The organism is Atopobacter sp. AH10 (assembly GCF_003664595.1).
Classification (GTDB): domain Bacteria; phylum Bacillota; class Bacilli; order Lactobacillales; family Aerococcaceae; genus Atopobacter.
In genome coordinates, this window is sequence record NZ_QXPZ01000015.1 from 104,803 (window position 1) to 123,752 (window position 18,950).

At 39.7% G+C, this 18,950-nt stretch carries 13 protein-coding genes and 12 tRNA genes; 2 read left to right on the plus strand and 23 right to left on the minus strand.

The features are described 5' to 3' along the window. Window positions 1–16: 16 nt before the first annotated feature. The 7 genes from D3H64_RS03525 to queG form a co-directional block, all read right to left on the minus strand. Window positions 17–1,480 (minus strand): C69 family dipeptidase, encoded by a 1,464-nt coding sequence (locus D3H64_RS03525; protein ID WP_121564852.1) that lies wholly within the window; start codon window positions 1,478–1,480, stop codon window positions 17–19. A 210-nt stretch (window positions 1,481–1,690) separates the two neighbouring features. Further along, window positions 1,691–2,629, minus strand: a complete 939-nt coding sequence (gene arcC, locus D3H64_RS03530) for a carbamate kinase (protein ID WP_121564854.1) — start codon at window positions 2,627–2,629, stop codon at window positions 1,691–1,693. Window positions 2,630–2,632: 3 nt separating this feature from the next. Then, window positions 2,633–3,982, minus strand: coding sequence for a M20 family metallopeptidase (locus D3H64_RS03535; protein ID WP_121564856.1), 1,350 nt, complete (start codon window positions 3,980–3,982; stop codon window positions 2,633–2,635). 217 nt (window positions 3,983–4,199) lie between these two features. Further along, window positions 4,200–5,699 (minus strand): YfcC family protein, encoded by a 1,500-nt coding sequence (locus tag D3H64_RS03540; RefSeq protein ID WP_121564858.1) that lies wholly within the window; start codon window positions 5,697–5,699, stop codon window positions 4,200–4,202. Between the two features lie 701 nt (window positions 5,700–6,400). Continuing rightward, complete coding sequence (gene arcA, locus D3H64_RS03545; protein WP_121564860.1) at window positions 6,401–7,636, minus strand: arginine deiminase; 1,236 nt, start codon at window positions 7,634–7,636, stop codon at window positions 6,401–6,403. Between the two features lie 180 nt (window positions 7,637–7,816). Then, the gene (gene trmL / locus D3H64_RS03550; protein ID WP_121564862.1) at window positions 7,817–8,353 is read right to left on the minus strand and encodes a tRNA (uridine(34)/cytosine(34)/5-carboxymethylaminomethyluridine(34)-2'-O)-methyltransferase TrmL; all 537 of its coding nucleotides are present in this window, start codon (window positions 8,351–8,353) and stop codon (window positions 7,817–7,819) included. A 408-nt stretch (window positions 8,354–8,761) separates the two neighbouring features. After that, window positions 8,762–9,931, minus strand: coding sequence for a tRNA epoxyqueuosine(34) reductase QueG (queG, locus tag D3H64_RS03555; RefSeq protein ID WP_121564864.1), 1,170 nt, complete (start codon window positions 9,929–9,931; stop codon window positions 8,762–8,764). A gap of 435 nt (window positions 9,932–10,366) precedes the next feature. On the opposite strand from queG, the gene D3H64_RS03560 reads away from it, so the two are divergent. Next, complete coding sequence (locus D3H64_RS03560) at window positions 10,367–11,521, plus strand: GTP-binding protein (protein WP_121564866.1); 1,155 nt, start codon at window positions 10,367–10,369, stop codon at window positions 11,519–11,521. Window positions 11,522–11,622: 101 nt separating this feature from the next. Here the strand turns inward: D3H64_RS03560 and D3H64_RS03565 are convergent, their stop codons facing one another. The 4 genes from D3H64_RS03565 to D3H64_RS03580 are packed head-to-tail and all read right to left on the minus strand — an operon-like array spanning window position 11,623 to window position 16,306. Continuing rightward, window positions 11,623–13,533 (minus strand): zinc-ribbon domain-containing protein, encoded by a 1,911-nt coding sequence (locus D3H64_RS03565; RefSeq protein WP_158589214.1) that lies wholly within the window; start codon window positions 13,531–13,533, stop codon window positions 11,623–11,625. A gap of 23 nt (window positions 13,534–13,556) precedes the next feature. Beyond that, on the minus strand, window positions 13,557–14,525 hold the full coding sequence (locus tag D3H64_RS03570; protein WP_158589215.1) for a serine hydrolase: 969 nt from the start codon (window positions 14,523–14,525) through the stop codon (window positions 13,557–13,559). Window positions 14,526–14,537: 12 nt separating this feature from the next. Then, window positions 14,538–15,365, minus strand: a complete 828-nt coding sequence (locus D3H64_RS03575) for a zinc ribbon domain-containing protein (protein ID WP_121564872.1) — start codon at window positions 15,363–15,365, stop codon at window positions 14,538–14,540. A gap of 32 nt (window positions 15,366–15,397) precedes the next feature. Next, the gene (locus tag D3H64_RS03580) at window positions 15,398–16,306 is read right to left on the minus strand and encodes a zinc ribbon domain-containing protein (RefSeq protein WP_121564874.1); all 909 of its coding nucleotides are present in this window, start codon (window positions 16,304–16,306) and stop codon (window positions 15,398–15,400) included. A gap of 854 nt (window positions 16,307–17,160) precedes the next feature. Here D3H64_RS03580 and D3H64_RS03590 point away from each other — a divergent pair. Further along, window positions 17,161–17,718, plus strand: a complete 558-nt coding sequence (locus tag D3H64_RS03590; RefSeq protein WP_121564878.1) for an isochorismatase family protein — start codon at window positions 17,161–17,163, stop codon at window positions 17,716–17,718. Between the two features lie 84 nt (window positions 17,719–17,802). Here the strand turns inward: D3H64_RS03590 and D3H64_RS03595 are convergent. The 12 genes from D3H64_RS03595 to D3H64_RS03650 all read right to left on the minus strand — a co-directional run bounded on the left by D3H64_RS03595 (window position 17,803) and on the right by D3H64_RS03650 (window position 18,882). Next, a tRNA-Leu gene (locus D3H64_RS03595) sits at window positions 17,803–17,887 on the minus strand. Window positions 17,888–17,913: 26 nt separating this feature from the next. Then, a tRNA-Cys gene (locus D3H64_RS03600) sits at window positions 17,914–17,984 on the minus strand. 13 nt (window positions 17,985–17,997) lie between these two features. Further along, window positions 17,998–18,069: transfer RNA gene (locus tag D3H64_RS03605), tRNA-Gln, on the minus strand. An 11-nt stretch (window positions 18,070–18,080) separates the two neighbouring features. Then, window positions 18,081–18,153 (minus strand) — tRNA-His (locus D3H64_RS03610). A 14-nt stretch (window positions 18,154–18,167) separates the two neighbouring features. Further along, window positions 18,168–18,238 (minus strand) — tRNA-Trp (locus tag D3H64_RS03615). Between the two features lie 33 nt (window positions 18,239–18,271). Further along, window positions 18,272–18,352 (minus strand) — tRNA-Tyr (locus D3H64_RS03620). Between the two features lie 3 nt (window positions 18,353–18,355). Beyond that, a tRNA-Phe gene (locus D3H64_RS03625) sits at window positions 18,356–18,428 on the minus strand. Between the two features lie 3 nt (window positions 18,429–18,431). Further along, window positions 18,432–18,504 (minus strand) — tRNA-Asp (locus D3H64_RS03630). Window positions 18,505–18,517: 13 nt separating this feature from the next. Further along, a tRNA-Val gene (locus tag D3H64_RS03635) sits at window positions 18,518–18,590 on the minus strand. Window positions 18,591–18,599: 9 nt separating this feature from the next. Further along, a tRNA-Glu gene (locus D3H64_RS03640) sits at window positions 18,600–18,671 on the minus strand. Between the two features lie 10 nt (window positions 18,672–18,681). After that, window positions 18,682–18,771, minus strand: a tRNA-Ser gene (locus D3H64_RS03645). A 37-nt stretch (window positions 18,772–18,808) separates the two neighbouring features. Further along, window positions 18,809–18,882: transfer RNA gene (locus D3H64_RS03650), tRNA-Asn, on the minus strand. Between the last annotated feature and the right edge of the window lie 68 nt (window positions 18,883–18,950).

Below are 18,950 nucleotides of genomic sequence, written 5' to 3' on the forward strand. Positions count from 1 at the left end.
TCCTATCAAATCCCTCTTAAAGGTCAGGGTTATGATAAACTGTTGTTTCATCGGCTAAGGCCTTCATCAACTTATTGCTTAACTTATCCCACTTTTTCAACATTTTATCCGCACGTTTTTCAGAAGCTTCCGTCAAGAATTTAGCCCGCTTCTCTTTGTCTTTTATCTTCAAAGCTTCTTTATCTGTTTCAGCTAGATCTTTGGCCAATTCTTCTCTAGCTTTCTCTTGGACTGGTTGCACGTATTTTTTCTTGAATGGGTCGAAATGCGCACTCACAATAGCGTTCACCCTACGGAAAGTCCAGTAAGCTCCATCGTCAGCTGGATTATCTGTTCCTGTCTTATAAGCTTTAGGCGTATCCGTAATCCCTGAGTAGAAAGGTACATAAACTGATGTTTCAGGTACCCCTAGAGATAACCAGTGCACCCCAGCTAGGTCAGCAGGCATATTTGGCCTAATTTGCAAAATATGTGATTCCATGGTTTGTGGCACAGAGGCTGGACGCAATTGACTTTCTTTGTTCACTTGATAGTCATACTCCGTTCCTTCAAAGTGAGAAGTCAAAACTTTTTCAATGTCTGCTGTCCCTATCTTCTTATCTGCCTTCAATACAAATGGGAAGTCGTAACTCTTTAAATCTTGTTCCTTGCTTGGGGTAAGAAGTTTTTGCCCATACCATACCCGTGGATAATTATATTGCTTGTCAGCATCTGTATTAGTTCCATAGGCTTTTTCGAAATTAAACTTTTCCCCTTCTTTATAGGTCCCAGCTTTTTTTGCAGTCTCGATCAAATCCTTAGACCCTAGGAAGTTGTCTTTATCGTCTAAATCCACTTCTTCAATCACGATTTGATTGGCAATGACCGCATAGCTATCATCTGGAATTCGTTGGGCAACCCATTGATGCCCTGTCCCAATTTCCATATACCACACTTCGTCTTTATCAGAGAAGATAACCCCATTACCCTCTGCGGCTCCATATTTTTCTACGATTTTCCCTAAGCGTTCTACACCCTCACGAGCTGATTTTATATAAGGGAGCACGACGCTATTCATGCTATCTTCGCCAATCCCTTTCTTGACTAAGGGGTCTACTTCTAAGACTTTTTTGTTGGCCTCAAGAGATTCCGTCCCACTCATCGCAACGCCTTTTTCATTGATCCCTGCTTCATCAAATGTTCCTTCTGATTCATCCCACTCAGGAGTTGCCGTCATCTTGTAGCGTTCTTCTGGAATAGTCATGGAAAAGCCATTCCCTTTTGACACATATTTCGTTGATTTATTTTTCCCAGCTGGACGTACAACAAAGTATTTAGGCCAGGACGTCCCCATATCTTCATTACGCGCAATCATCGTTGACCCATCTACTGTTGCCCCTTTACCAACGATAACTGTCGTGCAAGCCTCGATTGCTTGTAATGGGGCTAAGACAGCCATAGCTAGAGTAGTGCTACAAATCTTTTTCAATAACTTGTTCATCCCTATCCTCCTTATCTCCTTGTTCCAATCATTTGCTCCATTGACTATAAACTATAGATTAACTCCAAAAATGCCCTAAAGAGATGCTTTTTCATTGTGTTTTGTCCAAGAAGTGACCTTTTTTACACAAAATCACGTTTTGATAGCGCTCTTACCCCAAAAAAGGGTAGATGAAAAGGCCCATAGGATAATGAGCCTTTCATCACTCTATTATTTAGTGATAACTGTTCCGCCATCAGAAGCGATAACTTGTTGAATGTTTTCCAAAGAAGTTATAATTGCCTTACCATCTTTGGCATTTTCAACAAATTTGATTGCCGCCTCCACTTTAGGCAACATGGAACCTGGGGCAAACTGTCCTTCTTCGATATATTTCTTCATGTCAGCAACAGTTACATGTTCCAATTTTTCTTGGTTTTCTTTATTGAAGTTGATGTAAGCATTATCTACCCCTGTCAAGACAAGGAAAATATCAGCGTCTACATCTAAAGCCAAGGTTTGAGAAGCAAAGTCCTTGTCAATAACAGCTTCTACACCTTTCAGTTGACCTTCTTCATCAATAACAGGGACACCACCCCCACCAGCCGAAACGACGATATAGCCATTGTCTACCAAGTTCTTAATGACATCAATTTCACTAATAGCTACTGGAATTGGACTTGGAACTACCTTACGCCAACCACGGCCAGCATCTTCCTTAAATTTAGCCCCTGTTGCAGCCATTTCTTTCTTAGCATCTTCTTCTGACAAGAATGGGCCAATTGGTTTAGTTGGATTTTCAAAAGCGACGTCATTTTTATCTACAACGACTTGGGTTACAACAGACGCAATAGTTTTCTTGATCCCTTTTGCCCGTAATGCATTTCCCATCGCATTTTGTAACCAGTAACCAATGGATCCTTCTGTCATCGCTACAGCTGAATCTAATGGGAAGGCTGGGTTCTTTTCAGAATCTGCTGCGGCCATTTGCAAGAGCAAGTTCCCTACTTGAGGCCCGTTGCCATGGGTAATGATTAATTCATCCCCATTTTCAATAAATTGAACTAAGTAGCTGGCTGTTTCTTGTAGGGCTTTTTGTTGCGCTTCTGCACTAGCATCCTTTGATAAAATAGCGTTACCACCTAATGCAACTACAATTTTTCTTCCCATAGCTTACTTCTCCCCTTCTACAGTTACTAATTGATACAAAGCATCAGCATAGATTTCCATAGCCACTTTGACATTATCCAATTCGATAAACTCATTAATTTGGTGTTCTGTTTCTTCATATTGAGGTAAATGAGCACCAAAAGCCACACAATTGTCCATCGTACGTGCGAAAGTCGCCCCGCCACTTGAAATAGCTTCTGTCATATCTCCAGTATGTTCACGATAAACATTCAAGAGAGTCGTGACCAGTTTACTATCAAGAGGCACGTATAGAGAATCTAAATAGTCAAATTCTTCATATTCCACACCATATTCTTTAGCTTTATCAATGATTGGTTGAGTCATTTCATCTTTTTCGATCTTCACTGGCATACGAAGGTCTAGGCAAGCTTCACTATGGTCTTTATCTAAAGTCACACGAGCCACATTTAGGGTTAATGGTCCAGATACATCATCTTTTTTGTCAGTCCCTACAAGATCATAAGCTAAGGCATTTTCCCCAATCTTTTCCACCAAGAATTTAACTAATGGATGGTCAATGACTTCATTCAACCCAATGAGATAACGCATAACAGCATTAATCCCTTGATCAGAGTCTTTACTATGAACGGATTTCCCTTTGATATGCAACTTTCCATCTTCAAGATCATAAGGAATATCTTTCTTCGATAAAGCTTCTGCCACTTTTTCATTAATTGGATCTTCAATAAGAACTTCATCTGGAACCATATTGAAGGCTCCACCTAAATCAGCTTGAACTTGTTCGCATCCAGGGCCGTGTAATTTCACTTGAAGCAATTTCTTTTCAGCAAAAGTTAATGGGAAGCCAGAGTCAGGAGCAAAGCCCATGGTCGCTTTTTCTTCTTTTTCAGCATAACGGTTTAGGCAACGCCATAAGGTTTCTTCATCTGTCCCAAAAATAAAGCGCAAGCGTTTATTAAAGGTAACGTCTTTATCTAAGAGAGACTTCAAGGCATAAAGAGCAATCATTGTAGGACCCTTATCATCTTGGGTGCCCCGTCCGTATATACGACCGTCTCGAATATTTGCTTCAAAAGGAGGTGTTGTCCATTTGCTTTCATCACCAACTGGAACAACATCTAGATGGCAAAGGACAGCAAATAATTCTTCACCTTCCCCAATTTCCGCATAGCCATAGTAGCCTTCAGGATCAATATAAGTTCTCATCCCTAAGGATTTACAAAGTTCCAGTGTGTCTTCCAAACAATCCTGGATAGCTTGCCCAAATGGTGTCCCATTTTCTCCTTCATTACAAACAGATGGGAAACTTACGACATGTTTAATCGCTTGATAGCATTCTGTTAAATGTGATTCTTCTACAAATTGACCCATAGTAAAACTCCCTTCTTTAGTTGAATCCCACTACACACCCTCTCAAGTTAAGCGGATTCAATTGTTTCCGTTCTATTAAAGATACAAGACCTGATTAAAGAATTGTATCAAATATCTTTATTGAAAGCATCCACCCTGAACAAAATCGTCCAGGGTGGTCTTTCTATAATGTTTCATCCATTTAGCTTAGAGGAATAGTCAAATCTATTTCCTTGTCTTAAATCATTGTTCCAAGGACTAAGACAATTACTGTCCCAACAACCACAGCGCCGATCAATGGCATAACGAATTTCCACCATTTTTCAATTGGCACGTTAGAGAGTGACAAACCACCCATAACGATAGCACTTGTTGGTGAAATCAAGTTCAAGAGCCCATTAGCAGATTGATAAGCTGTGATAACGAGGGAACGAGCCACACCGTTAAATTCACCCAATGGAGCCATAATCCCCATTGTTGCCCCTGCCAATCCAGATGTAGATGGGATCAAGAAGCTTAATGGTAAGTAGAAAATGTAGGTGAGGACAATGAAGACTGGTTTGGATAAACCGCCCAAGGATTGTTCACCCCAGTAAAGAACTGTCGCTGTAATTTGACCATCGTTCATGATAACTTGAATACCACGAGCAACCGCAACGATCAAGGCAACTGATAGGAGGTCGGCAGCACCATGTAAGAATACATCAATAAAGCGTTCTTCACTAATGCCATAGATAAAGCCAACCAAAACAGCCATAAAGAGGAAGAGCATAGTAATTTCTGGGAAGTACCATTCCCCAAAAGGCAAGAGATCTTTCCCTAGAATCGTCCCAATAGCTGGCGCATTGGTAAGGCCTTTGACGGAATTAGAGAAGAAGTTTGTCCAAGTCCCCCAAGGAATCAAGCTCATAATCATGATGACAAAAGTTAAGGCAAAGACCATCAACACGTGGGATTGTTTCTTCGTTAAAGTGCGAACATCCCCGTCTGAAGCTTCTAATTCCATGGCATGGCGTTCAGGTGTTTCCAAGCCATACACAATGGAAGCTTTAGGATCTTTTTCAACTTTAGACGCATAACGCCATACATAGGCAACCCCTAAAACAACCACCATAGCAAAGATAAGTAAGCGTAAACCGATACCATCAGCTAGAGAAACCCCTGCAATGTTTGAAGCTACCCCTGTTGCAAATGGATTAACTGTTGAAGCCAAGCAACCTAATTGAGACCCAAGCAAGATAATTGCTGTCCCAACAACAGCGTCAAAACCAACAGCCATCATAACAGGAACGATCAATGGATAGAAAGCCATTGTTTCTTCAGCCATCCCATAGGTCGAGCCACCAAGAGCGAACAAGAACATCAAAACAGGAATCAACATTTTTTCTTTACCCTTGTATTTGCGGACTGTTGAAGCAATCCCTGCATCAAGAGCACCTGTTTCATTAACAACGCCAAGGAATCCCCCAACCATCAAGATAAAGAAGGCTACTTCAATAGATCCACCCGTATCTCCTTTACCAAGCATACCGTGAATTGGTGCCATTAAGACATCCCAAATCCCTTGTGGGTTACTTGCCACTTGTTTATAAGTCCCTGCAATCAAGTTCCCTGCTTTATCGACATCATATTTACCGGCTGGAATAACCCAAGTTAATACAGCCATAACTGCGATAATGAGGAACAGAATAACAAAGGATGAGGGCATTTTAAAGCCTTTTTTCTCATTTGTTTCCATAATCGTCCATCCTTTTCTTTAATTAATGCTCGTAAAAGAAACTTTTATAGCCAATTGAAAAGCTCTTTACTTTAAAGTAATTCATCGACTTGCCATGTGATAATACCTAATAGCCTATAAATACTTGTTTCCTGACAAACCTTCGCTTACTTTCTATAAAAATTGGCGGGCGTTTCCGCCCGCCACAGCTTAAACTTTCCTAATTGAATAAGTTAACTGGTGTAGCAGCTACAACCGCTTATAGGCGGTTTTCAGCTTGTTCGATTTGATGAACGTATTCTAGAGGTGATCTTAAATCGGATAACCCCAAACATTCGACAAGACATCCCTAGCCATTCAGTCAAGGAGAATACTCCCCTGCCTTTAAGAAACTTTCCTCTCTAGCCTAGGTCTAAATAAAACCTAGTCCTAATAGCTAAAAATGGCAACCCGTAAAGTTATTTTCAATCAACACTTGTCCTCTAAAAGTAAGCGTTAGCTCGCCAAAAACCGCACCCTTAAAAGTTTCTGCCATACCAACTGACTTAGCTATTTCAAGAACACCTTTCCTTTTTGACTCGGATCAAGCAGCCTCTACACTGCCAAGCATCGATCCATTTAGTCAAATAGATCGGTCGAAGCGCCAATTGTGAAATAAGCTCCTAACAAATGGTTTACAAGCTAATTACCCTATACTAGTTGTATCTAGCTACAGCCCTATGCTATTTTTCCAATGGTTCACGGAACAATGGCATAGACATGCAACGAGGACCACCACGACCGCGAACTAATTCGGATCCTGGGATAACGTGCAAGTTCAATCCATGGGCTTCAAGAGCCTTGTTCGTGATAACGTTGCGGTCATAAACAACAACTTCACCTGGTGCAATTGTCAATGTGTTAGAACCGTCATTCCATTGTTCACGAGCAGCAGCAGTAATGTTACCATTTCCGCAACGGATCAATGTTACTTTTTCTAAGCCGAGAGCTTTACATAAAATGTCTTCCAATTTAGCTGTTTCTTGTACGATATGCAATTCTTTGTTTTCATCACGAGTAATGGAGTAAACTGTCAAGTCGCCTTCAATTTCTGGGTGAATAGTGAATTTATCGTAGTCAACCATTGTAAATACTGTATCTAAGTGCATGAATTTACGGTTAACAGCCAAGTCAAAGGCTAAGATCTTTTCAAAGCCCATGTCAGCATCAAAGAGATGTTGAGCCAATACTTCGATAGATTCTGGAGCCGTCCGTTGACTCATCCCAACTGCCAATACCTTATTAGAAAGAACTAGTTCGTCCCCACCTTCAATACGGCTAGTATATTCTGGGCTATATAAGCGTGGAACATAAGCATCTTTGTATTTTGGATGGTAGTTAAAGATGTATTTCGCATAAATCACTTCACGGTTACGAGTAACAGAGTACATACGGTTTAAGGAAATCCCATACCCGATAGAAGCAAAGTTGTCGCGTGTGAAGTATAGGTTAGGCATTGGGTCGATAGCGAATGGATAGTCGGAATCAACCATGTCAGAAAGGTTCTTTTCTTCCAATTCTGGCAATTCAGCTTTTTGAATCCCAGCCATTGTCTTAAGGATGAATTCTTTGTTGTCTTCAATCCCCAACAATAATTCGCGGATTTGAGCTTTTGTCTTAACCCCACGAATATTAGCTTGATCTAAATACTCATCCAAGAATTGTTCCTTCAATTCAGGAGTGCTTAGAGCTTCTGCAGCTAGGTCTTCGAGGTAAACAACCTTGACACCATTTTTTTCCAAGACTTTTGCAAAGTTGTCATGTTCTTCTTGAGCACGTTCCAAATATGGAATGTCATCGAACAGCAACCGTTCCAAATAGTCAGGTACTAAGTTTTCCAATTCTTTCCCTGGGCGGTGTAAAAGAACTTCTTTTAGCTTGCCAATTTCAGAAAAGACTTGGATTGGTTTTTCTGCCATAACAAAATCCACCTTCCTTTTTGTTTTTTCGAGATCCGACGTCACTCGATCTCGAATACAGCTATATTTTACCATTAGCTGTAAGCCTTTGCACGAAGAAGAAAGCCTTTCAATTGCCAAATTCCTCACACTTTAATCATTTTATCATTTAATTTATTTTGTGACTAGACTTTTTTTGCCTTATTTTTTATTTTTTTCGCCGTCTATTTTATCTATTTTATCATTGGCGTAGTGATGGGTTTGATCCAAACCTTGAAAAGCTTGTTGTCTCAGTGCTTCATACACCATAATAGCAGCACAATTGGACAAGTTTAAAGCCCTTACATGGCTATCGTCCATCGGTAAGCGGATGGCACTCTCAGGGCGCTCTCTCATAAAGTCTTCTGGCAAGCCGGTCGTTTCCTTCCCGAAAAGGAAGAATATCTCGTCATCTTTGGTGAAATCTTGGTCACTATAGACCTTGTTCCCAAATTTAGAAATCATGTACAAACGCCTATCTCCCAAGTATTCCATGAAATCGTCCAAAGAGTCATGGTGAACAATATCCACCTTATCCCAGTAGTCTAAACCCGCTCTTTTCAAATGCTTGTCATCGATCTTAAAGCCCAAAGGATGAATAAGATGAAGCGTTGTGTCAGTTGCTGCGCATGTTCTTGAAATATTCCCAGTATTAGCAGGAATTAACGGTTGATATAGTACAATATGGTTTTTAGTCATTTTTCTTTTCCTCTCTTCTAAGCTTTTTCGTTTTTGGCAATTTTTTTACCAGTTAATTTCTTACAACATTTTTTATTATAAAAGTTTAGTAAAATTTATTCTGCTATTATCAGCTGATTTTTATATTTACATAGTACTGAAAACCACGATATAAGACAAAAAACGGGGAATCTTTATGAAATACTGCCCCACTAACCTCTAGCTATTCAGAAAGCCAAGCCACAGTTTCCCTCATTTAAAGGGCTGCTTCTTCATGTTTTCGCCATTTTAAACGATATTTACTCTTTAAATTCTATAAAAGCTAGCCTCTCCTATCTCTATTTAGTCGACTAGTCTTAAGGAATTTCAAAAGTAAGGCGAACTTTCATCTAAGGATTCTACACGTCCTTCTCTTGATTCAATCTTTTATCAACTTGATCTATCAGTTTCCTTCTCCCTTAATCTATGTAAAGCCTGATTCATTTCCGTCTGAAAGTCCTCGTCTTCTGGGAAGCGTTCTTGAACTTCCTTAAAAAATCTCTCCAACTCTACTGAAGAAGTGGCAATAATTTCTGCCACCGCCCAAGCTGAAGTCCCCACAATAACTGGCCTAGCATCCTTTTCCATCAACTCCAAGAGACTGGGCACAGCTGTTTTGTCCTTATAATTTGCCAAGGCTATAATAGCATTCCTCTGAAGAGGCTTCTTTCCCCTCCAAGCTCCTGATAAGTGGCCAAACTTTTCCTTAAACTCCCTATTAGACAAGGTCAATAACTCCGTCAATTCAGGGAAAATCGTCTGAGGATCATCCTCCATTTCAGGATGCAGATGGAAATCCATCCCCCTATTATATGGGCAAACTTGTTGGCAAATATCGCAACCATAAATAACGTGCGACATTTTTCGTCGAAACTCTTTCCCCATAAACTGCTTATTTTGCGTTTGAAAAGATAAGCAACGATGCGGATTCATTGAGCCGTTCCCTAGCAAGGCTCCTGTTGGGCAAAATTGCACACAACGTCTACACTCTCCACATTGATTAGCCATAGCTTTATCAGGAGGCAAGGCTACACTTAATATCATATCTCCTAAGTAGACATAAGACCCATACTCTTTTGTCACAAGTAGTCCATTATAGCCAATGAAGCCTAGGCCAGCTCGTTGCGCTACAGCAACATCAATTAATTCTCCAGTATCTACCATACTTTTGCAGCGGACGCCAGGAATTAACTCCTTGATATAGTCTTCCAAGAGAGCCAATTTTTTGGCCATTAGGGTATGGTAATCTACTCCCCAAGAAACTCGTGCAAAGGCCCCTCGCCTCTCTCCTTTTTTCCTTTCTAGCTTCTCTTTTGGCTTAGTAGGATAGGCAAGCGCAAGCGAAAGGATGGTCTTGGGCTGGTCAAAAATACGATCTGGATAAATTCTTTCTTCTATTATAGGGTGTTCAAAGCCACTCAATAGGCCTTCCCTTTGCTTTTTCCTCAAGCCTTCCTCATATTCCAAAAAAGGAGAAGCATCCGTAAAACCAATTTTTTGAATATTTAATTCTTCCATCGCATAGTGACGGATAGCCTGCTTATATTCTTCTGCTTTCATTTGCTCACCTCCATAAAAGAAGATCCCTAATTTTCTTATGAAAAAAGTAATGCTAGAGAGCCTATTAAGGGGCTTCCTTATCGCTCACATTGTTATTATACCATGCTTATAAAAGGCACCGAATTAAAGAAAATTTACTCCTCTATAAAAGAAAAAAGCTAACCAGACGTGAGCCTGGTTAGCAATATCATGCGTAAAACCTCGGTACAAGACAGCAAGGGATTACGAACGTCTCTTGACGACAGAATTTATTATACTAATGTAAAAATTTTTGTCAAGATAATTGACTCTTTTCTTCCGGTTTTTTTCTCATTTGAAGAGACCAATCAAGTAATTGGAAAGGAAAAGCTTAAATACTTTCGCTTGCAGGGATTTATGCTAAAATAATTAGCGAATACGCCCTCTGTACTAGGGCTTTTTAAGGAGGAAGCAGAAATGCCACAAATTCCTGTCAGCATTATCACTGGCTTTTTAGGAGCGGGAAAAACAACTTTAATTAACCATATTTTGAAAGAAGACCATGGGCAGGCTGTCGCTGTCATCATCAATGAATATGGTGAAGAAAGCATCGATCACCGTCTTGTGATGGCAGTTGAAGAGGATATCTACCAAATGGCCAATGGTTGCCTCTGTTGCACCCTAAGGACAGATATAGCTGACATGCTCCGTTCCATCCTAAAGGCCAAGGAAGAGAAGGGCGTAGCTATTGATCACATTATCATTGAAACCACTGGAATGGCTGATCCTGCCCCTATCGTTCAAACCTTCTTCAACTTACCTTTTTTAAAACAACATTTCAGAATTAATGGGGTTATCTGCCTAGTGGATAGTCTTTATATCGAAAAGCAATTAGCCTGGCAAAGCGAGCCAGAAAAACAAATTGCCTTTGCCGACCATCTTTATCTCACAAAAACAGACCAGGTAAAGCAAGAACGTCTCCATGAAATAGAAGATTTAGTCCGTCAAATCAATCCAATGGCGCCACTCGATTTACTGGACCTCTCTACTATACATTTGGATGATATCCTTCAAATGGACGCCTTTATGATGACGGAAGAACAGGTGCATTTGATGCGAAAAGCTCAAGAAGTTTTTGAAGAAGAACAAGTTCATTCTCACTGCCAAAAAAGTTGCCCACATGAACACGATGAAGAAGATCGGCAATCTATTTCAAATCCATCATCTTGCGACTACGCTCAAAAAGAGGAGGATATAGTCCATGATCACAAGCATCATGAACATGACCACCACAGCTCTGTTGTTTCCTTAGCTATCCACGAAAAAGAGCCTTTGTCTTTAGAGGCTATTCAAATGTGGTTAAACGAGCTGATTAGCTATTATGGTCCACAACTTTACCGCTACAAGGGTATCCTATCTGTGGCAAATGTCCCCAATCAAATCATCATTCAAGGCGTTCAGATGAGTTTTGATGTTTCAGAGGGGCGTCCTTTCATTTCAGAAGAAGATCGTGAATCTACTCTAGTGCTCATCGGTCATAGCCTACCTAAAGAAGAGCTCATGGAGTCTTTCAAGTCAACAGTTCTTGGTTATACTAGCGATGACCCTTACCGTCAGCCTTTAGATTTCTAACATAATGTCTTAGCTTTTTTATACTATGCCAAAAGCGCCCAGAGTCTCATCAAAAGATCTGGACGCTATTTGTCTTTTAACTATTCCTTTAAACCGTTTCTCTAGCCTAATTCCGGATGGTTATCTTCGTTCTTCTTGCCCCCATTCCCATTGTCTATAAATTTGATGATTGGCTTTCCATCCTTGCTTCCAGTCACTTTAATTTTCACATCTTCATAATAGAATCCTTCTTTTCGTTCATCCTTATGCGTTGCTGGTGGATAGCTAGTATTGTAGCGAACTTGATAGCTCATTTGGTAGACCCCTTTTCCGAGAGGATTTACTTCATCAACAACTGAATCGAAACGAACATGACTAAAAGTATTCTTACTCGAACGATCCCGGCACCACTGGATATACTTATTCAATCCTTTAAAGGCTTCATTATTTTGCCCGTCTATAAAGAATTCATCAGCAAAAGATGCTTGATCATACTTTGTCTTGCTTTGGGTCACTTCAGAAATCTTTTGATAGTAGTCTTTCACAAAGTTTTCAAGCACTTCTTTATCAAGCTCTTCTAAATTAAATTGCAAAGGGGCTGGGCTTCCCTCACCTTGCTTGAACTCTCCAGCTTGTACTTCATAGGTCTTGCTAGCTGTTTTGCCATCTGCTAGTTTACCAGTTACTTTGATCGTTAAGCCTTTATGGTAGGTAAGTGGGCCAATTTCTCCCCTACCCCCTTTAACTTGTCCAATCTTCTTTCCATCAACATAAACATCTACTAAATCAAGGTCGGTTTCGAAAGGAATCACTATCTGTTGAAAATCAATATCTGCCATAGGATTTTCTGGAGAAACATCACTTCTTGTCGTGATGATTTTCCCCTTCTTATCTTTATATTTACCTATGATCTTATATTTACCCATAATATAAGGCCCTATCGTTTTCGTATAATTATCCCTATTTGCATGGGCTATCTTTTTATCCCCTAAATACACATCTGCCCCCTTATTTGCCACTGAAAGGTCAATAGACATAGAAGGTAAATTAAACACATATTTAGGATATAAGCCATATATTTTGCCGCTTTGTTTTATAATGCCTTGCTTTTGAAATGACTCTATATCCTTTTTAGACCATTTTTTTAATTCCTGAATTCCCTTTTTATTTTCTTTCATGTATTTTATGAAAGGTTTGACCGTTTCAGGGGTTACTTCGCACTTTTCCACCACTAAATGTTGACTAACTTTTTTGTTATCCCCTTTTTCAATGGCAATCGCAAAGTCTTTTATTTGATTCTCAATGGTAAAATATCTAGCCGCATAAGACTTTATCCCGAAAAATGCAAGTATAAGAACTAGTACAAGTCCAAGTAAAACTTTATTTTTCCCACTCAACTTCTTCTGCTCTTGCCTTGAATAGTTTTCCCAATCTTCTTCTACTGAGCTTTCTCCATACAGCCCATCAGGATCTTCACCAACAGGATCTTCAAAAGATTCTCTTAAATCAGCCCCGCAATTTTCGCAAAAAAGGCTCTCTGCACTATTAGAATTGCCACATTCTGGGCAAAATTGCGCTAGTCTAGGCGATACTGGACTTTCTAGCTCGTCATCTTTACTTTCAAAAGATCGTTTTCCCTCTTGATGAGTGAACTTCTCTATTTGACCGTCTTCTTTTGTTCTTTCATCTATGAGGTCTTCTTCTTGATCTAGGTCTTCTTGATCTTTTGTCCCTTCATCCATTAGGTCTTCTTCTTGATCTAGGTCTTCTTCTTGATCCTTTGTCCCTTCATATGTTAAGTCTTCTTGATCCTTTTCCATTTGGTCTTCTTGAGAAACTAGCAATTCTTGCCCACAGTTGAGACAAAAACGTGCCCCTTGTTCATTCTTTTCCCCGCAATTCATGCAGAAATGATCGGCAGTCTGTCTCTCTACTTTCCTATGAGCTTCCTTAATTTTGATCACAGACCCACAATGTTCACAAAACTTTGCCTCATCTCTATTATGGCTATGACAAATTTGGCAAACTTTCATTCTTTTCCCCCCTAACCTACTCATTACGTTTCAGACAGAATATGGTCGATACGTTGTGCAAGAGTCGCAATAGCATTATCTGTCCAGCCTTTTGTCATAATCACCATGACATAAGGACGAATAGCAGGCACATAAGCCGCATCGTGATTATATTGACCGTTTACCCCAATTTTATGCCACACTGGGTAAGGTAAAGTTCCAATCTTTGAGCCTGCCCATAAAGTAGATTGGAAATCACTTGCTAGTTCATCTTCTTGAGATAAAGCAGCCATATAACGGGCAGCAACCCTAGCTGTCATCAGCTTACTAAAATTTAACTTAGCTTCTGGGTCAAATTTTTGACGAAACTTTTGATAAGCCTTGGCATTTTTTTGCCCAAGATAATAACTCAACATATTAGATGCTTGATTATCTGATTCACAAATCGTCCGTTGTATTAAATCGCGAACAGTAAATTCTTGACCTTCTACAGCCTGATATTGCAAGCTACCTGTCCCATTACGTTGCATGGCTCCTGGTATATCATTAACTATATCTTTATAGGCGAAACTTGTCTCAAACGAAATTTTACCTTGGTGAATTAATTCCATCGTCCACAAAACAATCGGCAATTTAGCCACACTTGCTGCATAGAATGGTTGATCGACGTGTAGTCCAACTATCCTGCCTGTCCTTATATCTAAAACACAAACAGCTAAGTTATTCTCCTGAACAGAGAGCAACATCTGTTGAGTGTTATCCCATCTCAACTTATTGGCTTTCGTCTGCTTAGCTTTTGTGCTTTTACTTTTATATTTCTCTTTATATTTGGGATCTCTTTTCTGTGTACTAGTATCCTTTAAAAGCCTCTTATTCAACAGGCTAGACCTTATCTCACTAGCCTCCAGCTTGCTTGACTCATTCATTAAATGGCTAGATAAAGTAAATAGCAGAAAAAATGTTACAGCTAGCGAAAATGCTAGTTGATAGATATTTAATTTTTTTGACTTCATCATAGTTAATTCCTAATAAAAAGAATCTTTCGCCAATCTTTCCAGCGTTTCAAATAGGCTACGAATCAAGTTGTAGTTGATGACTAATTGAACCACAAAAGATGCGAGGACAAGATAGTATTGTTGCCGAAAATTCCTTGTATTTTCCCAAATAAGTCCTATCGCATTCACCGATATAAGCACCAAGGATACAAAAGAAGCGATAAAAATAATTTTTGAGGCCAAACCCAAAAGAACTAATCCAGCAGTAGCTGCTTGAATGACCACTACAATGGACAAGGGAGCAAAAAATTGGTTCACATAAGATAAAATGGAGGATTTCTTCTTAGAAACTAGCATAGAAAAGGCAAGCACTAAGGCGACTTGAGCCAATACATAACAAGCATTTATTCCTATAAAATTCGTTCCATCAATTACCGCCAATTGTTTTTGTACATCCACACTAGGAATAGAGGCTCCTCCTATTTTGCCTAACATGTTGCTTATCATCATTAAGAATTGCTCTATTCCAAGTAAGATGGCCTTTGTCGTCACTATCGGTGGTAAAATAACTAATATAGCTAAGTTAATGAGCCCAAAATAACTTTCATTTCTTACTGATAAACTTGGATTTAATACATTGTCCTTTAAAAATTTCAAGTAGTTATTATTCTCTATTATTTTTTCTAGACATTGGCTCCCTGACTGATCTTGACTGGACCGGTGCCTCTCATTAGGGATCTTCTCTATAGCTGCTTCTTGCTTTGGCATTTCTCCTTTTACAGCTTGTTGTGCTCCGCAGATAGGGCAAAATTTAGCCTCATTTTTGATTGACTTATGGCATTTTAAACAAGTCTTCATCCTTCAATCTCCTTTCCTTAGTAGATAAAGTTCTATTGAAATAGTCTCTTTAGTCCATCCATCATACTCATTTTTTGTATAAACATCATCACAAATTTAAAAATGAAGGACTTTATCAAGTAGTAATCTATCATCATAGTAGCTATAGTGACAAGCAAAATAAGATGATATCGCTTGTTTTCATCCGTCAAATACAAGCATAAATACCCCAATACAGCAAAAGGTACTATGACTAAAAAGCTAAGGGTTAGGGCTAAAGTTAACTTATAACTTGTGCCAAGTAGTGCTAAAAGCAAGCCTAAAAGTTCTAACACAAGCACAAAACTTAAAGGTCCGAAAATACGATTAGCCAAACGAAAAACAGATATGTTCTTGTGAAGATACATTTTTTCGATGGCAACAACGATCAAGAAGTGCGAAAGAATAAAAATAGCTGAATAAAGGGCAAATTGGCTGAAAAATTCTGAAAGAAATTTCATTCCCATATCAGCAGTCGCATCTCCGATGGCAGGTAAGCTATTTACTGGGATAAGTGATTTAATGATTTCTCTTAATCCAAAAAACGCTAAGGCAAGCATAACTAGTATATTCGCCAAGCCATAGTAACTTTCATTTTCTACTTCAAAACTAGGACATAAGACTTGTCTCTTTATAAATTCAAAATAATTTCTAGCTTCATCTTTAACTTGTTGTCTATCTATATTCTTTAATTGCGAATGCACACTTTCTTGAGTTAGTTTAGACCTAGCTGTTGATCTTTCATGCTGTTGATCCACGCTAGCATTTTGCGATCTGCTATTCACTATTTTCTTTTGAACTTTCGGCTTATCTTTTGATAAAACTTGATGAACCTCATCTTTATTTGTTTGTCTTTCCCCACAATGAGGGCAGAATTTAGCCTCATTTTTGATAGACGCTGAACAAAATGGGCAGCATTTCATAACACTTCCTCCTTTTTATATTCTTAATGGAATTTTAACATATTCAGCCAAATCCTGAAAGAACATTAGCGACCTTGATCATTACAGGTCATCTTTTCCCTTGATCCGTACAAGTCGGCTTTGATAATTACAAGTTGGCTTTATCCTTGACCATAACAAGTCCTCTTTCCTTGATCACTACAAATCAGCTTTGACCTTGATCACTTTTAGACCTACTTTATGCTTCCAAACGACTTCATCTCATATTTCTCCATTCGCTTATTGTTCCATATGCCTATTTAAAACTATGATGACCCTTCTTTGGATAGGGATGCCCTTTATAACTTTTAAAAGGGTCTTCTCTGTTAGATCTAATCTTCTCATAATGCCTGATAATAAACTGACCTCTCTTATTAGCTTTACCAAACAATCTAACCAAATCACCTTCATGAAGTTCATATAGACCTGTCAAAACATCATGGAACAAGAAAGCTCTTTTCCCTTCTAGTTCTATATATATGAACGGCTTTTCAGCTACTATATAACGCATCTTTTCAATCTTTCCAGCTATTGGCAACTTTCTCCCCTTCTTTTCTATCCTAGCTCAATCCCCAAGAATTTGTCGACCTTGCTTTTTACCTATTTTTTTAATCCTCTTCAAAAATAGATGCCCTATTCGTCTATATTCTAGCATACCTTCTCAAATGAACCTTCTAGGCATCTATATTTTCTCATCTCAAATAAAGCCGCTATCCATCTATATTTTCTCATCTAGCTAAAGCTAAACACGCTTGCTATAATAATGTTATCAATAGCTTTTTCAATATTTTACACTAGATTCTCTCTAGTTAGATTTCGACAAAGGAGTCTTTGATATGTCACAAATGACTGTAGATAACACCCTACTCTTAATTATAGATATCCAAAGTAAATTAGTCAGAGCTATGCCACAGCCCAAGAATTACATAGAAAATGTTCTTTTCCTACTAAAAGGTCTTGAAGATTTTCCAATAAAAAAAATAGTAACTGAACAATATCCTAAAGGCTTAGGCCCTACAATTGAAGAACTCAGCCCCTTTTTAAAAGATGCTTATGTTTATCCTAAAACCAGGTTCAACGCCTGCATTAAAGAAGTCTTAAATCATCTGAATGATTCCATTCAACATGTTGTCATCATCGGGATGGAAACTTCTATTTGCATCGAACAAACTGCTCATCAGTTGTTGGAAGACTATCCTCATCTTAAAGTCCATCTGATTAGAGATGCTGTTACTGCAAGAAGTCTAAAAGAGCATGAATGGGCACTGAGCCAACTACAAACGGACGGGGTCTCTTTAATCTCCAGTGAAACTTTCCTCTATCGTTTGATTTCAGATGCCAAAAACCCTTCTTTTAAAACTATAGCCCAATTAGTAAAAAATAGGGGGAAATAAGTTTAATCCTATACAAAAAAGAGCTTCTAAATGTCTTTCAACATTTAGAAGCTCTTTTAGGCGGATGAGACCTTTGTCTCTTTATACCGGCGGCCGGGGTCGAACCGGCACGTCCTCATCGGACACTGGATTTTGAGTCCAGCGCGTCTGCCAATTCCGCCACGCCGGCATACTAATATTTTTTATAAATAGGAAAGGCGGTAACCGGATTTGAACCGGTGATAAAGGTTTTGCAGACCTGTGCCTTACCACTTGGCTATACCGCCACTATTTACAAAACTGGGCTAGCTGGATTCGAACCAACGAATGACGGAGTCAAAGTCCGTTGCCTTACCGCTTGGCTATAGCCCATTCATATAAAGGGCGATCGATGGGAATCGAACCCACGAGTGCCGGAGCCACAATCCGGTGCGTTAACCACTTCGCCACGATCGCCATGATCCTATAAACAGGGGTAGCAGGAATCGAACCCACGCTAACGGTTTTGGAGACCGCTGTTCTACCGTTAAACTATACCCCTAATACGTTTGCCGAGTTCAACTCATATAAACAATGGAGGGAAGTGGATTCGAACCACTGAACCCGAAGGAGCGGATTTACAGTCCGCCGCGTTTAGCCACTTCGCTATCCCTCCATATGGCTCGGGACAGAATCGAACTGCCGACACCTTGAGCTTCAATCAAGTGCTCTACCAACTGAGCTACCGAGCCAAACGGTTCCGACGGGAATTGAACCCGCGATCTCCTGCGTGACAGGCAGGCATGTTAACCCCTACACCACGGAACCTAATTATTTACAATGGAGGTTAACGGGATCGAACCGCTGACATCCTGCTTGTAAGGCAGACGCTCTCCCAGCTGAGCTAAACCTCCTATATGTGATGACCCGTACGGGACTCGAACCCGTGTTACCGCCGTGAAAGGGCGGTGTCTTAACCGCTTGACCAACGGGCCTAGACTATAACGGAGAGTAAGGGATTCGAACCCTTGAGACAGTTTTACCCGCCTACACGATTTCCAATCGTGCTCCTTCGGCCAGCTCGGACAACTCTCCAAGGAAATAACGAATCAATCAAGCCAATCCATTATTACTCCGCAAGTAGGACTCGAACCTACGACATCATGATTAACAGTCATGCGCTACTACCAACTGAGCTATTGCGGAATGAAGCATGGCGACGTCCTACCCTCGCAGGGAGAAACCCCCAACTACTATCGGCGCAAAGAAGCTTA

Excerpts from the sequence above, each read along its gene's own strand:
- D3H64_RS03590 (WP_121564878.1), top strand. The coding sequence starts at position 17,161 with ATGTCACAAATGACTGTAGATAACACCCTACTCTTAATTATAGATATC.
- D3H64_RS03565 (WP_158589214.1), bottom strand. The coding sequence starts at position 13,533 with ATGAAAGTTTGCCAAATTTGTCATAGCCATAATAGAGATGAGGCAAAG.
- D3H64_RS03570 (WP_158589215.1), bottom strand. The coding sequence starts at position 14,525 with ATGAAGTCAAAAAAATTAAATATCTATCAACTAGCATTTTCGCTAGCT.
- arcC (WP_121564854.1), bottom strand. The coding sequence starts at position 2,629 with ATGGGAAGAAAAATTGTAGTTGCATTAGGTGGTAACGCTATTTTATCA.
- D3H64_RS03535 (WP_121564856.1), bottom strand. The coding sequence starts at position 3,982 with ATGGGTCAATTTGTAGAAGAATCACATTTAACAGAATGCTATCAAGCG.
- D3H64_RS03540 (WP_121564858.1), bottom strand. The coding sequence starts at position 5,699 with ATGGAAACAAATGAGAAAAAAGGCTTTAAAATGCCCTCATCCTTTGTT.
- queG (WP_121564864.1), bottom strand. The coding sequence starts at position 9,931 with ATGAAAGCAGAAGAATATAAGCAGGCTATCCGTCACTATGCGATGGAA.
- D3H64_RS03575 (WP_121564872.1), bottom strand. The coding sequence starts at position 15,365 with ATGAAGACTTGTTTAAAATGCCATAAGTCAATCAAAAATGAGGCTAAA.
- D3H64_RS03525 (WP_121564852.1), bottom strand. The coding sequence starts at position 1,480 with ATGAACAAGTTATTGAAAAAGATTTGTAGCACTACTCTAGCTATGGCT.
- D3H64_RS03560 (WP_121564866.1), top strand. The coding sequence starts at position 10,367 with ATGCCACAAATTCCTGTCAGCATTATCACTGGCTTTTTAGGAGCGGGA.
- arcA (WP_121564860.1), bottom strand. The coding sequence starts at position 7,636 with ATGGCAGAAAAACCAATCCAAGTCTTTTCTGAAATTGGCAAGCTAAAA.
- trmL (WP_121564862.1), bottom strand. The coding sequence starts at position 8,353 with ATGACTAAAAACCATATTGTACTATATCAACCGTTAATTCCTGCTAAT.
- D3H64_RS03580 (WP_121564874.1), bottom strand. The coding sequence starts at position 16,306 with ATGAAATGCTGCCCATTTTGTTCAGCGTCTATCAAAAATGAGGCTAAA.